The following is a 20,072-nucleotide window of genomic DNA, read 5'->3' on the forward strand; positions in this document are numbered from 1 at the left end:
TTGCCATTCACCGCTCTCACTCCAGATTCTAATCCCCTATCAAGACACAAGCGGCGGGGCGTCCCGACTCGCCCGCTCCCGCAGCGGGCAAGTCGGGATGCCCCGCCGCCCAATCCCGATCGAACAAACTATCCTTCATAAAGGTCAACCTTTAGGCGCGTCACCGTCGGTCTGTTACCGCCGGATGACAGACCCGAAGACGATCCCGGAGGGATGCTGATCGTGCACATCGCTGACATCACCATGTTCTACGCCCCGGCCAGCGGTGGTGTACGGACCTATCTTGATGCCAAACACCATCGCCTCGACGCCATGCCCGGCGTACGCCACAGTCTGCTGATCCCCGGCCCCAGCGCCCGTGATGCCAATGGCATCTACCAGGTGCCAGCCCCGCCCTTGCCGTTCGGCAAGGGCTACCGTTTTCCGGTACGCCTGACGCCCTGGTGCAACGTGCTGCGCCGCCTCAAGCCTGACCTGATCGAGGTCGGCGATCCCTACCTCACCGCCTGGGCCGCCCTTGAGGCGCGACGCAAGCTGGACGTGCCGGTGATCGGCTTCTATCACTCCGACCTGCCATTGCTGGTCAGCAACCGCATGGGCAACTGGTTCACCCCCAATGTCGAAGCCTATGTCAGCAAGCTCTACGGCAATTTCGACCGGGTGCTGGCGCCGAGCCAGGTGATGGCCGACAAACTGCGCCGTCTTGGCGTGCGGGATGTGCATGTACAGCCCCTGGGGGTCGACCTGAATACCTTCCACCCCGACAGGCGCGATCCGCACCTGCGGGCCCAGCTCGGCCTTCCCGACACCACTCGTCTGCTCGTCTTCGCCGGTCGCGGCTCGCGGGAGAAGAACCTGCCAGTGCTGCTCGAGTGCATGGGCCACTTGGGTCGCCATTACCACCTGTTGCTGGTCGGCTCGAACATGCCGGCCAACGTGCCGGACAACGTCAGCGTGATCGACCACTTCTGCCCCGCCGATGAAGTGGCCCGCCTGCTCGCCAGTGCCGACCTGTTGCTGCACGCCGGCGACCAGGAAACCTTTGGCCTGGTGATACTCGAGGCCATGGCCAGCGCCACACCGGTGGTCGCCGTGCGCGCCGGGGCTTTCGGCGAGATCGTCAACGACCAGTGCGGGCGCCTGTGCCAGGCCAACGACAGCCAGGCAATGGCCGGGGCAGTGCGCGAAATCTTCGAAGCCGGCGTGCGCCCCCTCGGCGCCCAGGCCCGTCGCCATGTGGAGCAGCATTACTCGTGGGACAGCGTGGTCGATGGCCTGCTGCTGCACTACCAGGCCGTGCTTGGCCTGTCGCCACAGGTACGCGCCCATGCGTGAAGCGCCCGCCGATTCGCGTAGCCTGATGCTGGTGCTGCACGATGTGGCGCCCGAAACCTGGCCCGACTACCGTCCCTTCGTCGAAGCCGTCGATGCAATGGGCGACGTGCCCATGACCTGGCTGGTGGTCCCGGACTTCCACCACCGCAACGCATTGGCCCGTTCCCCCGACTTCTGCCGCCTGCTCGATCGGCGCCTGGCGCGCGGCGACGAATTGGCGCTGCACGGCTTCTACCACGCCGACGATGGCCCTGCCCCACGCGGGCCTGCCGAGTACTTCATGCGCCGGATCTACACCCATGAGGGCGAGTTCTATGCGCTGGAGCAGCGCGAAGCCCTGCAACGTCTGGAGGCGGGCCTGGCCCTGTTCGCCAGCCAGGGCTGGCCGGTCGCAGGCTTCGTCGCGCCCGCCTGGCTGATGAGCGAAGGCACCCGCCAGGCCCTGCGCCGCCTGCCGCTGCGCTACACCAGCACACCGCAGCACCTTTATCGGCTGCCGGACTTCACCGCGATCGAAGCTCCTGGGCTGGTCTGGAGCGCCCGCAGTGCATGGCGCCGCGGTATGTCACGGGTGCTCTGTGATTGGCAGGCTCGACGCTGGCGCCAGGCCGAAACCCTGCGCCTGGGCCTGCATCCGGTGGATATGCGCCACGCCAGCGCACGCAACTATTGGTTGCGTACCCTGCGTGAATTGATCAAGCAAGGGCGTGAGCCTCTGACCAAATCCGCCTGGCTGGAGCGCAGGATCTGCCCATGAACCGCCTCGCCTGGCTGGGGCTGGCATTGGTGCTCGCCGTGCTGGTGCCGGGTTTGCTCGGCGGCAGCCAACTCTTGCCGCGCCTGCAGACGTTCGACCCGGGGCTGATGGCAACGCTGCTAGGCATGATCCTGCTGTGCTGGATCATCAACGCCGTGCGCCTGCGCTTGCTGCTCGGCCAGCAGGGCGCGCAACTGGGCAGAGTACGCAGCCTGGGTGTGGTGATGGCGACCGAATTCGCCATCTGCACTACGCCCGGCGGTAGCGGAGGCCCTTTGACCCTGATGACACTGCTGGCCCGCGAACGCATTGGCCCCGCCCGCAGTGGCGCAGTGTTCGCCATGGATCAGTTGAACGACCTGCTGTTCTTCTTCTGCGCCATGCTGGCCATCGCCGGCTACGCCCTGTTCCACAGCTTGGGCCGCAGCCAGGAAAGCATGTTGCTGGGCAGTGCTGCCTTGCTGTGTGGCGTGCTGGCGGCAATCGTCGTGCTGCTGCGCTGCCGTCGTGGCGTGATGCGCTGGAACGGCCGTCTGCTGCAACGCCTGGGTTTGTCGAAAAGCCGTCGTCGGCGCTGGGCACGCAGGCTGCTGCGCTTCATCCGGGCACTGGCCGAAACCTGGCGCCTGCCCAAGCGCACGCTGGCGCTGGTATTCGCCCTCACCTGCGCGCACTGGAGCTTGCGCTACAGCGTGCTGTATCTGGTATTGAGGGGGCTGGGGGTGGAGCTGTCGTGGATACCGAGCTTCCTGGTGCAGATGCTCTCGCTCAGTGCCGGCCAATTCAGCCTGCTGCCGGGCGGTGCAGGGGCCGCCGAGCTGACCTCGGCGACCCTGCTGTCGCCACTGGTGGGCAGCTCGACAGCGGCGGCGGCGATCCTGATCTGGCGCGCAGTCACTTATTACTTCTATCTGCTCGCCGGGGGGCCGGTGTTCGTCTGCCTGCTGGCGCGCCCGTTGCTGGAGCGCTGGCGGCGTCAGGCGGGTTGAGTTGCTCCCAGAGCTCGGCGGCACCTTCGAACTCGGTACCGTCTTCGTCGCTCAACGCCTCGGGATCGTAGCGCGCCAGGCAGCCTTCACCGAGTGTCGGCGGAGGCTGGGCGCCAGCCTTGTCACGCGGATCGGCCATCTGGGCGGGCTCCGGTCAGTCGAAGACCACGGTCTTGTTGCCGTGAACCAGCACGCGGTCTTCCAGGTGGTAGCGCAAACCGCGCGCCAGCACCATTTTCTCCACATCACGACCGAAGCGAACCATATCCTCGATGCTGTCGGCATGGTTCACACGCACCACGTCCTGCTCGATGATGGGACCTGCGTCCAGCTCTTCGGTGACATAGTGGCAAGTGGCACCGATCAGCTTCACACCGCGCAGTGCAGCCTGGTGGTAGGGCTTGGCGCCGACGAACGATGGCAGGAAGCTGTGGTGGATGTTGATCACACGCCCCGCGTAGTCCTGGCACAACTGTGGCGGCAGGATCTGCATGTAGCGCGCCAGCACCACCACATCAGCACCATGCTCGGCAACCAGGCGCGAAACTTCGGCGAAGGCCGCGGCCTTGTCCTTGGGATCGACCGGCACGTGGAAAAACGGAATACCGTGCCACTCGACCATGCTGCGCAGGTCGTTGTGGTTGGAGATCACGCACGGGATATCGCAGTCCAGCTCATCGGTGTGCCAGCGGTGCAGCAGGTCGGCCAGGCAGTGCGACTCGCGACTGGCCATCAGCACCACGCGCTTCTTCTGCGCCGAATCGGTGATATTCCAGCTCATCGAGAACTCTTCGGCGATCGGCGCAAAGGCCTCGCGGAAGGCCTCGATACCGAATGGCAGCGATTCGGCGCGGATTTCATGGCGCATGAAGAACCACCCGCTCTGCTCGTCGGAATGGTGGCTGGCTTCGTTGATCCAGCCGTTGTACAAGGCCAGGAAGTTACTGACTTTTGCCACGATGCCGACACGGTCGGGGCAGGCAATCGTCAGACGATAGGTGCGCATGGATCAGACTCCGGAAAACTTCGCAAAGGCGCACATTCTAGCCATCTGCCGTGAAAAAGGCAGTAACCATTGGCCTGTGTGGCGGCTCAATGCCGACCAGGCCCCTCCGCGGGCTGGCGCATGAGGTGAGAAGATACGCATAACGCAATATGTAAATTTTTCTTTACCGACGCATTCTTATTGTTGCGTCACAATGATTCGACATTTGACACCCTTATTAATTGTTTACTTGCGGGTATCGCCTGTCTATTATTGGCCCACTGTCTCTCTGTACATTCACCAAGGAACACTCCATGTCCCTGATCAACGAATACCGCGCCACCGAAGAAGCTATCAAGGAACTTCAAGCTCGCCTCGCCAACCTGTCGCAAGATGACAAGCTGAAGAAAGAGCTGGAATTCGAAGGCAAACTGCGCGCACTGATGGGCGAATACTCCAAGTCGCTGCGTGACGTGATTGCCCTGCTCGACCCGGAATCCAAACTGAGCAAGGCCCCGCGTGGCGCTGCCAAGACCACCAGCACCAAACGTGCTCGCAAGGTCAAGCAATACAAAAACCCGCACAACGGTGAAGTGATTGAAACCAAAGGCGGCAACCACAAGACCCTGAAAGAATGGAAAGCCAAGTGGGGTGGTGACGTGGTTGAAAGCTGGGCAACCCTGCTGGACTGATCCAGACAATTGCGTATGGCTTCAACAAAAACGCCGGCTCATCGCCGGCGTTTTTATTTATTCTGCCAACCCATAATGCATTCGCAGTTTCCCGGCATGCGCCAGCCAGGCCTCCAGCACCTGCCGCCCGGCATCGTCCGCATTGGCCAGACTCGCCTGCGCCGCCTGCTCGAAATCGCCCAGGGTGTTGGGCGCGCCCAGCTGCGGATCGCTAAGGCGCTGCTGGCAAAAGCGATGCCAGCGTTGTTGCTCCTGTTCGTTCAGCGTGTCGATAAAGTTGCGCGCTCGATAACGGAACAATAGCTCGGGCATGCGCGCATCATCGAACATCCAGTGCCCCTGCCCCAACTGTCGCGGCTCGCTCAAACGAACTTGCTCGCACAGGCGACGATCACGATCCCCGAGAAATCCCTCGTACAACTGTTGCTCAGGATCTTCGCTGGGTGAGAATTCATCAGCGCTGTAGACGTTCTCCAGCTTGTCCCGCCACGCGTCATGCTGCTGCATCAATTGTTCGGCGCGAGACTGAACAAGCGACATATCAAGACCCAGTCGCTGTTGATCGACCGGGCGCAATACGTTCAATGGCGCCACCACCGGGCACTTGTTGATGTGCACCAACTTCAGCGGAACCGGCAATTCGCCGTCAGCCAACTCCTCGCGCCGCGTGTACAAACGCGAACGCAATACCTCGGCACTTTCCCTTATTAAAGGCAAGGTTTCCATGTGCAGGTCGCACACAATCAGTGCATTGCGATTACGCGGGTGCCAGGCCAAGGGTAATACCACCCCCAGGTAACTACGTTCGCTGGAGAAGCGCCCGGAAATATGCACCAGCGGCTGGAGCAGGCGAATCTGCTCCATGACTTTGTGCTTGCTACGCAACTGGAACAACCAGTCATAAAGTTTGGGCTGGCGTTGGCGAATCAGACGAGCCAACGCGATGGTGGCCCGGACATCGGACAGGGCCTCGTGGGCATGACCGTGGTCGATGCCGTTGGCCTTGCTCAGCAACTCCAGGCGCAGGCTGGTGCGTCCGTCCTGCTGCGGCCAGACGATGCCCTCCGGGCGCAGGGCATAGGCGGTACGCACTACATCGATCAAGTCCCAGCGGCTGTTGCCACCCTGCCACTCACGGGCGTAGGGGTCGAAGAAGTTGCGGTAGAGGCTGTAGCGAGTGACTTCATCATCGAAGCGCAAGGTGTTGTAGCCTGCGCCACAGGTGCCGGGGCGCGACAACTGTTCATGCACCCTGGTCATGAACTCCGCTTCCCCCAGGCCTTTGGCGATCAGTTGTTCAGGGGTGATACCGGTGACCAGGCAGGCGGCGGGGTGCGGCAGGATGTCGTCGGAGGGGCGGCAATACAGGTTGACCGGTTCGTCGATCTCGTTGAGCTCGAAATCGGTGCGTACGCCTGCAACCTGCAGCGGCCGGTCGCAGCGCGGATTGATACCGGTGGTTTCGTAGTCGTGCCAGAAGATGCTGGAGCTCACGGTGTCGTCCTGTACAAAGTTCGCGGACGAGTCTACCGGAGGAACGCCTTCAGGCCGACTCGTTCATCGGCCTGAAACTGAAGAAGTCGCGCAGTGAGCGCACGAACTCCTCGTACTCGCGCGGCGCCTGTAACAGCATGAAGCCGGCATCGTAATGCCCCGGGGTCTGGTCCTCGCGGCTCCACAGGCAACTGGCTGTGAGATTGATGAACTGATGGCCACCGCCTGCAAGCGGCACACGCAACTGCAGCTCGAAATCCGGGCCGACCATGATCGGGAGCTGGCTGATCACCATGACCCCATCCTCGGAGGCATTCCCCAGGTAGCCAATCTCCTGATCGGTCAACCGGTTGAAGACCTTGAGCACGTAAGGCAGTTGATGACGATCGATCTGACGTTCGATGAACATGATTCTCCGTACCCTATGCCAGGAAGACCAGGTACTGGCGGTGAGCGTTACACCTACTTTACAGCCTAGCTTAGCCTGAGCGGCGGCCCGGATGAAATCATTGTCACCTTGGTATTAACGCAAAGGGGTAGTCGGCGCAGGGCGGGTCACCGCAGGCTCACCACGCAGATGGCCAAGCTGCTCCAGGGTCTGCAGGCGCGCTTGGGCACGGTAGGCATACTCGTTCTGCGGGTAGCGCTGAATCAGGAACTGGTAGGTCTGGGCTGCATCGACATAGAGTTTCTGCCGCTCCAGGCACTGGCCACGCAGCATCGCCACTTCCGGATGGATGAACGGGCGGGCACGGCTGGTGCGATCGACCTGCGACAGCTCCAGCATCACGCGCTGGCAATCGCCACGGTCGTAGGCACGGTAGGCGTTGTTCAGGTGATGGTCCATGGACCAACGGGTGCAGCCGACGACACTGGCCGCCATGGTTAACACGATCAGGGCTCGCATGGGAATTCTCCTTTGATGGGCAGTATATCGGCCTTCGCCCCGATTTCTTCAGCGCGCCGATGCACGCTTCATCCCACAGACGCCCGGCGGCAAGCGTCTACCTGTAACCTGCTGCTTGTAGGGTGCTGCCGACGGTGCAACCGCCCTCTCGCCAACCTGCAAGGTAGTGCAACGGAACAATGACTACAGCTCAATTGAGGAGTAGCCTTTCGCTGCGCTTCACTATAGGAGTCTGTGCATGACCATCCGCCGTACCAAAATCGTCGCCACCCTGGGCCCCGCCAGCAACTCGCCGGAAGTGATCGAACAACTGATCCTCGCCGGCCTGGACGTGGCACGTCTGAACTTTTCCCACGGCACTCCGGACGAGCACAAGGCCCGCGCTCGCCTGATCCGCGACATCGCCGCCAAGAACGGCCGCCACGTCGCACTGCTGGGCGACCTGCAAGGTCCGAAGATCCGTATCGCCAAGTTCAGCAACAAGCGCATCGAACTGAAGATCGGTGACAAGTTCACCTTCTCCACCGCCCACCCGCTCACCGAAGGCAACCAGGATATCGTCGGCATCGACTACCCCGACCTTGTCAAGGACTGCGGTGTAGGTGACGAGCTGCTGCTCGACGACGGTCGCGTGGTCATGCGCGTCGAAACCGCTACTGCCGACGCGCTGCATTGCGTGGTGATCGTCGGTGGCCCACTGTCCGACCACAAGGGCATCAACCGCAAGGGTGGCGGCCTGACTGCACCGGCCCTGACCGAAAAAGACAAGGCCGACATCAAACTGGCCGCGGAAATGGACCTGGACTACCTGGCCGTCTCCTTCCCGCGTGACGCCAAGGACATGGAATACGCACGCAAGCTGCGTGACGAAGCCGGCGGCAGCGCCTGGCTGGTGGCCAAGATCGAGCGTGCCGAAGCCGTTGCCGACGACGAAACCCTCGACGGCCTGATCGCTGCTTCCGACGCGGTGATGGTTGCCCGTGGCGACCTCGGCGTGGAAATCGGCGACGCCGAGCTGATCGGCATCCAGAAGAAGATCATCCAGCACGCGCGCCGCAACAACAAAGCGGTGATCGTAGCGACCCAGATGATGGAGTCGATGATCCAGAACCCGATGCCGACCCGCGCCGAAGTATCCGACGTGGCCAACGCCGTGCTGGACAACACCGATGCGGTGATGCTGTCGGCCGAAAGCGCCGCCGGCTCGTACCCGATCGAAGCGGTGCAGGCCATGGCGCGCATCTGCCTGGGCGCCGAGAAGCACCCGACCAACCAGAAGTCCAGCCACCGCCTGCACACCACCTTCGAGCGCTGCGACGAGAGCATTGCCCTGGCGGCGATGTACACCGCCAACCACTTCCCTGGCGTGAAGGCGATCATCGCCCTGACCGAAAGCGGCTATACCCCGCTGATCATGTCGCGCCTGCGCTCGCATGTGCCGGTCTTCGCCATGTCGCCGCACCGCGCGACCCAGGCCCGCGTTTCGATGTTCCGCGGCGTCTACCCGATCGCCTTCGATCCGGCTTCGCTGCCGGCCGACAAGGTCAGCCAGGCGGCTGTCGACGAGCTGCTCAAGCGTGGGCTGGTCGAACAGGGTGACTGGGTGATCCTGACCAAGGGCGACAGCTACCACACCATCGGTGGCACCAACGGCATGAAGATCCTGCACGTCGGTGATCCGCTGGTTGGTTGATGCCCAGGCCGTGGCAACGGCCTGAGGCGCCCCACAAAAAAAGACCGCTCTTCTGAGCGGTCTTTTTTTGGTAGCCCGCGATAGGCCGCGGTGCTGCAAGACCGTCAGGCATGCTCGACGAACACGTCAGCCAATACCTGATTTCTCGGCACACCGGCGATGAACAGTCTGCGCGCGAAGCGCTCGACACTTGCGGGCGATCCACAGAGCAAAGCGATGGTCTGGCGAGAGGTCGGACGCAAGCTGGCAAGCGCCTCCTCGAGATGTTCCTGCAGCACGCATTCGGCATCGATGCCATGCATCTGGTGCAGCGCGGGTTGCAGGTAATGCCCGGCAGCGTCGCGTGCCACATGCATCACCTTGATTTCTGCCCGATGGCCTTGACGCAAAGCCTCTCGCACAACGCCCCACAGCGGGGCAAGGCCGGTACCTGCCGCCAGCAACCACAGCGGCCGCTCCTGCCAGTCGGGGTCGTAGTGCAGCGCGCCCCCTCTGAGCTCCCCCAGAACCATCTGGTCGCCAATTTTCAAGCCCCGCGCCTGGTCGCAGAAGGCGCCTGGACGTCGGCAGTCGATATGAAATTCGAGAAATTCATCCTCGCCCGGCAGGCTTGCCAGCGAATAAGGTCGCGCCACCGACCCCAGCCATAGCACCAGATGCTGGCCGGCCCGATAGCGCAAGCCACGCTCGGGTCGCAGCCGCAGACGCAACACATCGCCCAGCCAATCGACCTCAATCACCTTCGCAGGCAGGCCGTCGGTCAAGGGATCGAAAACGGCAACCCGCATATCGCCGGCCACCCGGCATTGGCATGCCAATCGCCAGCCCTGCTCACGCTTGTCGTCCGGCAAGGCTTCGGGCCGGGCGTCCTGCGGCTCGCCATCGACGCAACGCACCAGGCAGGCGTGGCAACTGCCGGCCCGGCAACTGTAGGGCACGTTCAGGCCGGCGCCATTGAGGGCGTCGAGCAGGTTGCTGCCGGTTGGAACGCTGATGCAGCGCTCGCCCACACGAAGATCGGGCATGTACGAAGGGTCTCCTGAAGTCTGTTGCCATTGTACAGAGCGCCAGCAAGAACGATGCCTGGCAGCGGCCGACCATGGTCCAGACCACTCGCAGGTGTTTCCCACTGGCAGCCGCGCTATACTGCCGCGCCCTTTTTGTGCCGGCCTGACCTGCCGGTGCGCCTTGCAAGGCCTTTCGACGCGCTGGTCGGCTGTGTCGATGCCTTTACGAATGTTCCCGTCTTTAAGAGGAGCGCGCTGCATGACCGTGATCAAGCAAGACGACCTGATTCAGAGCGTTGCCGACGCCCTGCAATTCATCTCGTACTACCACCCCGTCGATTTCATCCAGGCGATGCACGAAGCCTATCTGCGTGAAGAATCGCCCGCTGCCCGCGACTCCATCGCCCAGATCCTGATCAACTCGCGCATGTGCGCCACCGGCCACCGCCCGATCTGCCAGGACACCGGTATCGTCACCGTGTTCGTGCGCGTTGGCATGGACGTGCGCTGGGACGGCGCGACCATGAGCCTGGACGACATGATCAACGAGGGCGTGCGCCGCGCCTACAATCTGCCGGAAAACGTCCTGCGCGCCTCCATCCTGGCCGACCCGGCCGGTGCCCGCAAGAACACCAAGGACAACACCCCGGCGGTGATCCACTACTCCATCGTGCCCGGCGACAAGGTCGAAGTCGACGTCGCAGCCAAGGGCGGCGGTTCGGAGAACAAGTCGAAGATGGCCATGCTCAACCCGTCCGACTCGATCGTCGACTGGGTGCTCAAGACCGTCCCGACCATGGGCGCTGGCTGGTGCCCGCCTGGCATGCTGGGCATCGGCATCGGCGGTACAGCAGAGAAAGCCGCAGTCATGGCCAAGGAAGTGCTCATGGAGTCGATCGACATCCATGAACTGAAAGCCCGTGGCCCGCAGAACCGCATCGAAGAGATCCGCCTGGAGCTGTTCGAGAAGGTCAACCAGCTGGGCATCGGCGCCCAGGGCCTGGGCGGCCTGACCACCGTGCTCGACGTCAAGATCATGGACTACCCGACCCACGCCGCTTCGCTGCCGGTGTGCATGATCCCCAACTGCGCCGCCACCCGCCACGCCCACTTCGTGCTCGACGGCTCCGGCCCGGCAGAGCTGGAAGCGCCGTCGCTGGATGCCTACCCGGAAATCGTCTGGGAAGCCGGCCCGAGCGCACGTCGTGTCAACCTCGACGAGATCACCCCGGAAGAAGTCGCCAGCTGGAAACCGGGCGAGACCATCCTGCTCAACGGCAAGATGCTCACCGGCCGCGACGCTGCGCACAAGCGCATGGTCGAGATGCTCAACCGTGGCGAAGAGCTGCCGGTGGATCTGAAAGGCCGCTTCATCTACTACGTCGGCCCGGTCGATCCGGTCGGTGACGAAGTGGTCGGCCCTGCAGGCCCGACCACTGCCACGCGCATGGACAAGTTCACCCGGCAGATCCTCGAGCAGACTGGCCTGCTGGGCATGATCGGCAAGTCCGAGCGCGGCCCGACCGCCATCGAGGCGATCAAGGACAACAAGGCCGTGTACCTGATGGCCGTTGGCGGCGCCGCCTACCTGGTGGCCCAGGCGATTCGCAAGTCCAAGGTCCTGGCGTTCGCCGAACTGGGCATGGAAGCGATCTACGAGTTCGACGTCAAGGACATGCCGGTCACCGTCGCGGTGGACAGCAATGGCGAGTCGGTGCACATCACCGGCCCTGCGCTGTGGCAGAACAAGATTGCCCAGAGCCTGGCTGTTGAAGTGAAGTAAGACTGCTTTAATCCCAGGCTGAAACAGCAGCGCCCCGTTCGCGGGCAAGCCCGCTCCTACAAGGAACGGGCTTGCCCGCGAACGGGGCGCTGCCGTTTCAGCACAGGATCACAGCAACAGATCCTTGAGCCAGAACGACAGCGTCTTGTCTGACTCATCCGCTTCATCAAGATCGCGCCAGGCATACGACGCACGCATGGACGGCTGATGCAGAAAGCCACGATTACGCCAGAAACCATGTAGCGGCTTATAGTCGTCGGGTCGTCGCGGATGGCCATTGGGCCGTTCGACGGCGCTGAACGCACAGTAATGAAAGCCGCCCAACTTGTGCGCATAGGACTCACGCTCGATGAAAAAACGCACACCCAATCCCCGCCCGCGATAAGCCGGCAGCAACACCGACTTGCCGAAATAATAGACTGTACGCGGATCGCGCCCCTGCTCGAGAAACGGCTGGCGCAACGCCTCGCTCTTGTCACTCAGCGGCAGACCGGTCGAGGCACCGACCACCCGCCCCTCGTCCACTGCCAGGATCGCCAGGCTGCACTCGCAGTCGATGTAGCGGCGAAGCGCATCGGCCTCGCACTCCGGCGTACCCTCGTATAGGTAGGGAAACTCGCGTAGCAATGTCAGGCGCAGGCGAGCGATGTCATCGATGTAAGGCGCGATGGCAGCGCCGTGGAGCAGGCGGATTTCCATGCGGGGCGATCGCTCTGTCGATGTGGGTGACGCGCCCGGCCAAGCCGGGCCTGAGGGGAAACCCTAACATCGGCTGCGCCATGCGCCCTTTCCCCTGCGCGACGGGTATTTCTCCAGAACCGCTCGAATCAGCCGATACGCGTGCCCAGCACCTTGAGAAAAGCCGCCAGCCACGCCGGATGCGCCGGCCATGCCGGTGCCGTCACCAGATTGCCATCCACATGCGCCTGATCGATGGCGATATCCACGAACCGTCCTCCGGCCAACCGCACCTCCGGTGCGCACGCAGGATAAGCGCTGCACTCACGCCCTTCGAGCACCCCGGCCGCCGCCAGCAACTGTGCGCCATGGCACACCGCCGCGATCGGCTTGCCCGCCTGGTCGAATTCCTTGACCAGTTTCAGCACCCGTTCGTCCAGGCGCAGGTACTCCGGCGCCCGCCCACCGGGGATCAGCAGCGCGTCATACCCTTCGGCACGCACCTGGACGAAATCGAAGTTGAGGGCGAAGTTGTGCCCAGGTTTCTCGCTGTAGGTCTGGTCGCCCTCGAAGTCGTGGATGGCCGTGCGCACGGTCTGCCCGGCGATCTTCTCGGGGCATACCGCGTGCACTGTGTGGCCGACCATCTGCAAAGCCTGGAACGGCACCATCACCTCGTAGTCCTCGACGTAATCGCCCACCAGCATGAGAATCTTCTTCGCCGTCATCGCATTCACTCCTTCGTTTGCAGGGAACAATCACTGCACGATAGTCCGCTTTGTCCATGACCGATATACGGCGCAGGTCTCAGTTGCGGCGATCCAGCAGATTGACTACCAGACGATCCAGCCAGCCCCAGATCCGCTGCTGCACCCGCCGCCACAGCGGTCGGGCCTTCCAGTGATCCAGATCGACCTCCTCGCTCACGGCGAAATCCCGCGTGAAGCTGGCCAGCACCGCTGCGGTCAGCGGCGGGTCGAGGGCCTCGACGTTGGCTTCGAGGTTGAAGCGCAGGTTCCAGTGGTCGAAGTTGCACGAGCCGATGCTGACCCAGTCGTCGACCACGGCCATCTTCAGGTGCAGGAAGCATGGCTGGTATTCGAAGATCCGCACCCCGGCGCGCAGCAAGCGAGGGTAGTAACGATGGCCGGCATAGCGCACCGAAGGGTGGTCGGTACGTGGCCCCGTGAGCAGCAAGCGTACGTCGATGCCCTTTTGCGCCGCCCGGCGCAGCGAGCGGCGCACGCTCCAGGTTGGCAGAAAATACGGCGTCGCCAGCCAGATGCGACGCTGTCCACTGTTCAGCGCACGGACCAGCGAGTGCAGGATGTCGCGGTGCTGGCGCGCGTCGGCATAGGCCACGCGGCCCAGGCCCTGCCCCTGCGCTGGCATCTTCGGCAGGCGCGACAGGCCGAAGTTCTCGGGCGGGCGCCAGGCGGTACGACGGTGGTTGGCGTGCCACTGGCGGTCGAACAGCACCTGCCAGTCACTCACCACCGGCCCCTCCATGCGCACCATCACTTCATGCCACTCGCTCGCCTCCTGACCCGGTGTCCAGAATTCGTCGGTCACCCCGGTACCACCCACCACCGCCCAGTGCTCATCCACCAGCAGCAGCTTGCGGTGATCGCGGTACAGGTTGCGCAGGCCCCGGCGCCAGCGCAGGCGGTTGTACAGCCGCAGCTCGACACCGGCGGCCTGCAAGCGTTGGCGCAGTGCCGAAGGGAAGGCCAGGGCGCCGTAGTCGTCGAACAGGCAACGCACGCGCACGCCGCGCAACGCGGCCGACTCCAGGGCCTCGACCACCGCATCGGCACAGGCCCCCGCCTCCACCAGGTACAGTTCCAGATCGACCTGGCGCTCGGCGCGCACGATCGCCGTGAGCATGCGCGGAAAGAATTCCGGGCCGTCGATCAGCAGTTCGAACTGGTTGCCATCCCGCCAGGGGAAGACTGGCCCTGGCATGTCAACGTGCGGTGAAGATCAGCACCGCATTCACCGGCACCGACGGGTTGATGGACTTGAGCTTGGCGAACTTGCGCAGGCTTTCCAGCCCTGGCAGCAAGCCGTAATCCTCGGCCCGCAACAGTAGCGGCTCGAGGGTCACCACCTGGAAGCGCCGCTCATCGAGGCGGGTGGCCAGCAGCAGCGCGTTGTAGTTGTGGGACTGGCCGTGCAGGGTCACGGTCAGTGGCAGGCGCAACTCCAGCTGGGCACCGTTGGCCAGGTCGTTGATCGGCCGCAGGTCGAGCTGGGCCTTGACCGTCGCTTCGGGGAAGCGCTCGACTTCGAACAGGCCGTCACGCATGCGCTCGTCACGCAGCGGAATACCGCTACTCACCGAATCCATCTCGATGCTCAAGCCAGCCACACCCTTGCGGTCGATGGTGCCGTGCAACACCAGGAAGCGGTGCACCTCGGCAGTATCGCCGTTCTTGCCGGTGATGAACGACAGGCGCGAGGACTCGCCGTCCAGGTGCCAGTTGGCATGGGCGGGCAGACACAGGGCCAGTAACAGGGCGGGTAGCAGGCGGAGCAAAGTGGACATGTGAAACCTCGTGAAGCAAGGCCAGCCACCTTACCCTGCGGGCCTTCACGGCAGCAAGCGACAACCCTCGCGAGGCCCCTGCCAGGCAGCCTGGCTAAGCCGTCCCAGGCCTTCGGCGCGCACGCTGCGTGCGCGGCTGTCCTCTTCCAGGCGCCCCAACGGCAGGTACTGCTTCACATAAGCCCGGCAATAGGCCTCGTCAAACCCCATGACGAAGCGGCACGAGCAGTACTCCTTTGCCGAATACGCCGGGAGAATGCTCGGAAAATCCGACAGGGCCTGACGTTCGCTCCATCCCCAGGCCAGCAGGACCAGCAGCAGCACCAGCAAGACCCGCTTCATGCGCCCTCCTTCGCCAGCACGGCCAGCACGCGCTTGAGCAGTTCGTTGTGGCTGTAGCTGCCGTCGCGGTCGTCGCCGTAGCGTACGATCACCAGCTTCTGCGTGGGCAGCACGTACAGCGCCTGGCCCCAGTGACCGAGGGCGGCGAAGGTGTCGGTAGGTGCGTCCGGCCAGGGCGTCGGGTTGCCCGGCAGTGGCTGGTTCAGCCACCAGTGCCCACCGGGGTTGGCATCGCTCGGCACCGGCTCGGCATGGGTGAACAGGGTGCGGTTGAAGGCCACCCAGTCGGCAGGGAGCAGTTGCCGCTCACGCCAACGCCCGTCGCGCTGCATCAGCAGGCCGATGCGCGCAAGATCGCGAGCACTGAGGTAGAGGTAGGAGGAGCCGACATAGGTACCCGCAGCGTCGCGCTCCCACACCGCATGCGTGATGCCAAGCGGGGTGAACAGCGCCTGCCAGGGATAGTCGGCGTATTGATCCGGCGCGAGCATGCCGCGCAAGGCCGCCGCCAGCAGGTTGCTGTCGCCGCTGGAATAGGCGAAATGCTCACCCGGTTTCTCGGCTTGCGCCATGCCTGCGGTGTAGGCCGCCATGTCGTTGCGTCCGCGGGTATAGAGCATCGCTACTACCGAGGATTTCAGCGGCGCATATTCATAATCTTCCTGCCAGGCCAGGCCGCTGGCCCAGTGCAGCAGGTCGACCAGGCGCAGTTGCGGATGGTCACGCAGGGCGGGGTAATAGCGGGCGGCCGGATCATCGAGCTGGAAACGCCCTTCGCCGCGGGCAACACCCAACAGCGTGGCCAGCACGCTCTTGCTGATCGACCAGGTCAGGTGCGGGGTATCGGCACTTGTGGGGGCGGCGTAGCGCTCGTACAGGATGCGACCGTCACGAATGATCAACAGCGCATCGCTGCGCACACCGCTGCGAACGGCATCGTCGCGCAGCGGGAAGGCATAGGCGTCGACAGCCTGCCAGTCGTACTGCGTCGGATCCTGCTGCCAGTGGCTGCCCGACCACTCCTCGGCGAACACCGGCAGGGCGATCAGCCCGACAATACCCAGCACCACCTTCAGTCTGCCCATCGATACCTCACGCGCGGTCAATCGGCGGAGCATGCCTGGGCTTCATGACAATCCTGCAGCAGCCCAGGCCTTGGCCAGGCGCCTTTCCCGGGTCGCAGCCGCCAGCGCCAGCAGCCCCTGGTCGCGTTGCCAGAGCTGCATCCAGTGTTCGGGTCCTTCGACCAGGGCCTTGTCGATATCGACCCGCAGTGCCTGGAACTGGGCGAACAGACCGGCCAGCAACAGATGACACCCCACGCTGTCGGCGCACTGCCGACTGGCCTCGGCACAGGCGGCGAGCAAGCCGATCAGGCGCAGGCGCAACACCTGCGGCCAGGCGCACTCCTGGGCAACGCCATGCAGCCATCCGAGCAGTGCAGTGAGTACGTAGAGATCTTCCAGAGAGCGGAACGGTTTGACATAGGCATCCCAGCCATCACCGGCCAGCAGTTCGCAGGCCGCGCGCTTCAGTTCGACACGGGCATGGCCGACCTCGGGCATCAATGGCAGGGTCGGCAACGCTTCGAGGGTCACGCCGGGCTCACCGGGGTAGACCACCGCCAGGCTCAGCCGCGCGCCCTCGCCCTGCGCTTCGCTGCGGGCCGCCACCAACAGCCATTCGGCGTCGAGGCCTGCGGTGACGAAATCCTTGCGACCACTCAGCCGCAAGCCGTCGAGGCGGGTGTGCATGTCCGCCGGACGCACACTGCGCCGCTCGGTGGCGCACAAGGCCCCCAATCCAGCAGGCGCGCTGGGCCAGAGCACACGCAAGGCTGCCTGGTAACCGACCAGAAAGGCCAATCCCGGCGTATCCATCGCGCGCCCACCCAGCGCCGCCAGCTCGAACGGCGTGACAGCGCCCAGGCGCTCCAGCGTGGCCGCGTAGGTCTCGCCCAGGGTGGCCGCCAGCGCCTGGCGCAGCGGGTCGTTGAGTCGTTGCAACCAGGTCATCGAATGCTCCTCGTGGGGGGTGTCACGCAAGCATCACCAAAGATTCACGGAGGTGACACCGCGCCTACCTAGGCTGACTTTGCACAACAAAGCCGACCGGCCGCAACCCTATTTGGCTGGCTTATGGAGACTCGCAATGACTCGGATCGCTCGCTCTGGCGACAACAGCACTGAACGCCGTCTGCAAGCCGAACGCCTGGTCGGCGCTGCGGCCCTGCAGGAAGCACAGGCCCTGCGCTTCAAGGTGTTCAGCGCCGAATTCAAGGCCAAGCTCAAGGGCGCCGAACTGGGCCTGGACATGGATGACTACGATATCCACTGCCGCCACATCGGTGTGCGCGACCTGGCCACCGGCCAGTTGGTCGCCACCACCCGCCTGCTCGACCACCAGGCCGCCAGCAGCCTGGGCCGCTTCTACAGTGAAGAAGAATTCAGCCTGCATGGCCTGCTGCAACTGCAAGGTCCGATCCTGGAGCTGGGCCGCACCTGCGTCGACCCCGACTACCGCAACGGCGGCACCATCGCCGTGCTTTGGGGCGAGCTTGCCGAAGTGCTCAACGAAGGTCGCTACAGCTACCTGATGGGCTGCGCCAGCATCCCCATGCAGGACGGTGGCATCCAGGCCCACGCAATCATGCAGCGCCTGCGCGAACGCTACCTGTGCAACGAGCACCTGCGCGCCGAGCCGAAAAAGCCGCTCCCCAGCCTGGCCCTGCCGAACAACGTGATCACCGAGATGCCACCGCTGCTCAAGGCGTACATGCGCCTGGGCGCGAAGATCTGTGGCGAGCCTTGCTGGGACGAAGACTTCCAGGTCGCCGACGTGTTCATCCTGCTCAAGCGCGATGACCTCTGCCCGCGCTACGCCCGCCACTTCAAGGCGGCAGTCTGATGCCGGGCCTGCGGGCCTGTGCCCGCCTCCTGCGTCTGGTGCTGGTGCTGTTGCTGGGAATGGCCATGGCCAGCGTCATCGCCCTGGGCGAACGCCTGGGCGTGCACGCCTCCCTTGAGCGACGGCAACGTTGGACCTGCCTGTTCATGAAACGCCTGATCGGCGCCCTGCCCTTCGAGGTGCGGGTCGTCGGTGAACTGCCGCAGCGCTCGATGCTGTGGGTCAGCAACCACGTGTCTTGGACCGACATCCCGATACTGGGCATGCTCACGCCGCTGTCGTTCCTGTCCAAGGCCGAGGTACGCCAATGGCCGCTGGCCGGCTGGCTGGCGGAGAAGGCCGGCACCTTGTTCATTCGACGTGGCGGCGGTGATGCCCAGCGTCTGCGCGAACAGATCAGCGAGCAACTGGGCCAGGCCCGACCGCTGCTGATCTTCCCTGAAGGCACCACCACCGATGGCCGCGCCCTGCGCACCTTCCACGGACGCCTGCTGGCCGGCGCCATCGACCAGGGCACGCCCGTGCAGCCAGTGGCGATCCAATACCTGCGCAACGGTGAACCGGACCCGATCGCGCCGTTCATTGGCGATGATGACCTGGTTTCGCACTTGATGCGCCTGTTTGGCCGGGAGCGGGGGGAGGTGGTGATTCACCTGCTGGCGCCGGTGGAGAGTCAGGGCAAGGAACGTGCGGCGCTGGCGTTCATGGCGCAGCAGGCGATTCAGGTGGCGTTGTTCGGGGTCGAGGACGTCGAGGTGGCGGTGCCGCGTCGGCAGGCCAGGGCGGCCTGATTGCTGGGGTGGGTCGACCGGCCCTATCGCGGGGCAAGCCCGCTCCCACAGGTACCCCACTGTATCCAAAAACAATGGGGTACCTGTGGGAGCGGGCTTGCCCCGCGATAGGGCCCTGACAGCCCTCAAACCCTCAACGCCCCGTAGCCGCAAACACCTGCAACTGCGGGTAGAACTCGCGAAAATCCGCCAGCAACGGCTCATACAGCCGCTCCAGCTCATCCATCACCCCAGCCATCCCTTCCGGCCGCGACAAGCGCCGGGCAATGCCATTGAAGACCTGCTCCAGCGTGGCGAAATCACCATAGGCTCCCAGCCAGTCATCCGCTGCCATGAACGGCGCAATGCGTGCCAAGCGCCCCGGCAACTGAGGCTCGGCCAACAGTACCCGGTAAAAGCTATCGGTAAACTGCGCCAGCGGCTGATCGGCGTAATCCGCCCAGTGCCGTGCCAGGCAGTGATCGAAGAACACGTCGAGCACAATCCCGGCAAACCGCCGACGCTCCCGCGGGAAACGCGCCAGCGCCGCCAGCACCAGCGGGTGGCTGTCGGTGTAGCGATCGATCTGTCGATGCAACCGGATTGCCGCCTCCAGCTCAGGCGCAAAGCGCCCTTCGAGCGGGCCTTTGACGAAATCGCCGTACAGGCTGCCGAGTAGTTGCTGCGGCGCGGGGCCGCCAAGGTGCAGGTGTGCGAGGTAGTTCATGGCGGCATTCTATCACCGTGGACACTTATATCGTTATAACGCGATATAGCGATTTCAGCTGAGCTCAGAACCTCTTCATATTTGTATATCGCAAAATACCGATTTATATTTCGCCCTATCGCGATATACCGCTACACACCACGAGCCCAACCATGCCTCTCGACCTCGACGAAATAATAAAAGCCCTGGCCCATCCGGTCCGCCGAGACATCCTCAACTGGCTGAAGAACCCAGCGGCGCAATTCCCCGACCAGCACCACAGCACCGAATTCGGCGTCTGTGCCGGGCAGATCGATCAACGCTGCGGCCTGTCGCAGTCGACCGTCTCCGCCCACCTGGCCACCTTGCAGCGCGCAGGTCTGATCAGCAGCCAGAAGGTCGGGCAGTGGCATTTCTTCAAGCGCAACGAGGAAACCATCCAGGCCTTCCTCGAGCAGATGAGCCAAGAGCTCTGACAA

General features: G+C 63.8%; 23 protein-coding genes. 9 read left to right on the plus strand and 14 right to left on the minus strand.

Annotated features, from left to right (window positions below; translation table 11 throughout):
- The first annotated feature begins 213 nt into the window (after positions 1 to 213).
- From AB688_RS22625 to AB688_RS22635, 3 genes are read left to right on the plus strand one after another with little or no spacing between them, the layout of a single operon-like run.
- Positions 214 to 1,335, plus strand: a complete 1,122-nt coding sequence (locus tag AB688_RS22625; RefSeq protein ID WP_054893791.1) for a glycosyltransferase family 4 protein — start codon at positions 214 to 216, stop codon at positions 1,333 to 1,335.
- Entirely contained in the window at positions 1,328 to 2,092 is a 765-nt protein-coding gene (locus tag AB688_RS22630; protein WP_063545968.1) for a DUF2334 domain-containing protein, read from the plus strand. The genes AB688_RS22625 and AB688_RS22630 overlap by 8 nt, the downstream gene beginning before the upstream one ends.
- The gene (locus AB688_RS22635; protein ID WP_063545969.1) at positions 2,089 to 3,081 is read left to right on the plus strand and encodes a lysylphosphatidylglycerol synthase transmembrane domain-containing protein; all 993 of its coding nucleotides are present in this window, start codon (positions 2,089 to 2,091) and stop codon (positions 3,079 to 3,081) included. Before AB688_RS22630 ends, AB688_RS22635 begins: the two co-directional genes overlap by 4 nt.
- Here the strand turns inward: AB688_RS22635 and AB688_RS27295 are convergent.
- Both AB688_RS27295 and purU read right to left on the minus strand, forming a co-directional pair.
- Positions 2,987 to 3,220: a hypothetical protein gene (locus AB688_RS27295; RefSeq protein ID WP_081255308.1), complete on the minus strand. Its 234-nt coding sequence runs from the start codon at positions 3,218 to 3,220 to the stop codon at positions 2,987 to 2,989. The two genes, AB688_RS22635 and AB688_RS27295, sit on opposite strands and share 95 nt — an antisense overlap.
- 15 nt (positions 3,221 to 3,235) lie before the next feature.
- Complete coding sequence (purU, locus tag AB688_RS22640; protein ID WP_063545970.1) at positions 3,236 to 4,087, minus strand: formyltetrahydrofolate deformylase; 852 nt, start codon at positions 4,085 to 4,087, stop codon at positions 3,236 to 3,238.
- Positions 4,088 to 4,380: 293 nt separating this feature from the next.
- Between purU and mvaT the strand changes: the two genes are divergently transcribed.
- Positions 4,381 to 4,758, plus strand: coding sequence for a histone-like nucleoid-structuring protein MvaT (mvaT, locus tag AB688_RS22645; protein ID WP_063545971.1), 378 nt, complete (start codon positions 4,381 to 4,383; stop codon positions 4,756 to 4,758).
- Between the two features lie 57 nt (positions 4,759 to 4,815).
- On the opposite strand, the gene sbcB is transcribed toward mvaT, so the two are convergent.
- From sbcB to AB688_RS22660, 3 genes are all read right to left on the minus strand, one after another.
- Positions 4,816 to 6,252, minus strand: coding sequence for an exodeoxyribonuclease I (gene sbcB, locus AB688_RS22650; protein WP_063545972.1), 1,437 nt, complete (start codon positions 6,250 to 6,252; stop codon positions 4,816 to 4,818).
- Between the two features lie 49 nt (positions 6,253 to 6,301).
- Entirely contained in the window at positions 6,302 to 6,661 is a 360-nt protein-coding gene (locus tag AB688_RS22655) for a PilZ domain-containing protein (protein WP_054893797.1), read from the minus strand.
- 114 nt (positions 6,662 to 6,775) lie between these two features.
- A complete protein-coding gene (locus tag AB688_RS22660) occupies positions 6,776 to 7,159 on the minus strand; it encodes a hypothetical protein (protein ID WP_054893798.1) in 384 nt (127 codons plus the stop codon).
- Positions 7,160 to 7,397: 238 nt separating this feature from the next.
- Between AB688_RS22660 and pyk the strand changes: the two genes are divergently transcribed.
- Positions 7,398 to 8,852 (plus strand): pyruvate kinase, encoded by a 1,455-nt coding sequence (gene pyk / locus AB688_RS22665; RefSeq protein WP_054893799.1) that lies wholly within the window; start codon positions 7,398 to 7,400, stop codon positions 8,850 to 8,852.
- A gap of 104 nt (positions 8,853 to 8,956) precedes the next feature.
- Here the strand turns inward: pyk and AB688_RS22670 are convergent, their stop codons facing one another.
- Positions 8,957 to 9,877, minus strand: a complete 921-nt coding sequence (locus AB688_RS22670; RefSeq protein WP_063545973.1) for an iron-sulfur-binding ferredoxin reductase — start codon at positions 9,875 to 9,877, stop codon at positions 8,957 to 8,959.
- 241 nt (positions 9,878 to 10,118) lie between these two features.
- Here AB688_RS22670 and AB688_RS22675 point away from each other — a divergent pair, with 241 nt between their 5' ends.
- Positions 10,119 to 11,642, plus strand: a complete 1,524-nt coding sequence (locus AB688_RS22675; RefSeq protein ID WP_054893801.1) for a fumarate hydratase — start codon at positions 10,119 to 10,121, stop codon at positions 11,640 to 11,642.
- A gap of 108 nt (positions 11,643 to 11,750) precedes the next feature.
- On the opposite strand, the gene AB688_RS22680 is transcribed toward AB688_RS22675, so the two are convergent.
- The 7 genes from AB688_RS22680 to AB688_RS22710 form a co-directional block, all read right to left on the minus strand.
- The gene (locus tag AB688_RS22680) at positions 11,751 to 12,341 is read right to left on the minus strand and encodes a GNAT family N-acetyltransferase (RefSeq protein ID WP_054893802.1); all 591 of its coding nucleotides are present in this window, start codon (positions 12,339 to 12,341) and stop codon (positions 11,751 to 11,753) included.
- Positions 12,342 to 12,469: 128 nt separating this feature from the next.
- On the minus strand, positions 12,470 to 13,048 hold the full coding sequence (locus AB688_RS22685; RefSeq protein ID WP_054893803.1) for a DJ-1/PfpI family protein: 579 nt from the start codon (positions 13,046 to 13,048) through the stop codon (positions 12,470 to 12,472).
- A gap of 79 nt (positions 13,049 to 13,127) precedes the next feature.
- On the minus strand, positions 13,128 to 14,285 hold the full coding sequence (locus tag AB688_RS22690; RefSeq protein WP_054893804.1) for a phospholipase D-like domain-containing protein: 1,158 nt from the start codon (positions 14,283 to 14,285) through the stop codon (positions 13,128 to 13,130).
- Position 14,286: 1 nt separating this feature from the next.
- Positions 14,287 to 14,868: a YceI family protein gene (locus AB688_RS22695; protein ID WP_054893805.1), complete on the minus strand. Its 582-nt coding sequence runs from the start codon at positions 14,866 to 14,868 to the stop codon at positions 14,287 to 14,289.
- A gap of 45 nt (positions 14,869 to 14,913) precedes the next feature.
- A complete protein-coding gene (locus AB688_RS22700) occupies positions 14,914 to 15,210 on the minus strand; it encodes a hypothetical protein (protein ID WP_063545974.1) in 297 nt (98 codons plus the stop codon).
- The gene (locus AB688_RS22705; protein ID WP_155738232.1) at positions 15,207 to 16,295 is read right to left on the minus strand and encodes a serine hydrolase domain-containing protein; all 1,089 of its coding nucleotides are present in this window, start codon (positions 16,293 to 16,295) and stop codon (positions 15,207 to 15,209) included. Before AB688_RS22705 ends, AB688_RS22700 begins: the two co-directional genes overlap by 4 nt.
- Before the next feature lie 42 nt (positions 16,296 to 16,337).
- Positions 16,338 to 17,225 (minus strand): hypothetical protein, encoded by an 888-nt coding sequence (locus tag AB688_RS22710; RefSeq protein ID WP_063545975.1) that lies wholly within the window; start codon positions 17,223 to 17,225, stop codon positions 16,338 to 16,340.
- 136 nt (positions 17,226 to 17,361) lie between these two features.
- Here AB688_RS22710 and olsB point away from each other — a divergent pair, with 136 nt between their 5' ends.
- Together olsB and AB688_RS22720 are read left to right on the plus strand one after the other, a co-directional pair.
- Positions 17,362 to 18,117, plus strand: a complete 756-nt coding sequence (olsB, locus tag AB688_RS22715) for an L-ornithine N(alpha)-acyltransferase (RefSeq protein WP_063545976.1) — start codon at positions 17,362 to 17,364, stop codon at positions 18,115 to 18,117.
- Entirely contained in the window at positions 18,117 to 18,908 is a 792-nt protein-coding gene (locus AB688_RS22720) for a lysophospholipid acyltransferase family protein (RefSeq protein ID WP_063545977.1), read from the plus strand. The genes olsB and AB688_RS22720 overlap by 1 nt, the downstream gene beginning before the upstream one ends.
- A gap of 133 nt (positions 18,909 to 19,041) precedes the next feature.
- Here the strand turns inward: AB688_RS22720 and AB688_RS22725 are convergent, their stop codons facing one another.
- Positions 19,042 to 19,614 (minus strand): ACP phosphodiesterase, encoded by a 573-nt coding sequence (locus AB688_RS22725; RefSeq protein ID WP_063545978.1) that lies wholly within the window; start codon positions 19,612 to 19,614, stop codon positions 19,042 to 19,044.
- A 152-nt stretch (positions 19,615 to 19,766) separates the two neighbouring features.
- On the opposite strand from AB688_RS22725, the gene AB688_RS22730 reads away from it, so the two are divergent.
- Positions 19,767 to 20,069, plus strand: a complete 303-nt coding sequence (locus AB688_RS22730) for an ArsR/SmtB family transcription factor (RefSeq protein ID WP_054893811.1) — start codon at positions 19,767 to 19,769, stop codon at positions 20,067 to 20,069.
- Positions 20,070 to 20,072: the final 3 nt, after the last annotated feature.

It is taken from the genome of Pseudomonas putida (genome assembly GCF_001636055.1).
Lineage (GTDB): Bacteria > Pseudomonadota > Gammaproteobacteria > Pseudomonadales > Pseudomonadaceae > Aquipseudomonas > Aquipseudomonas machongensis.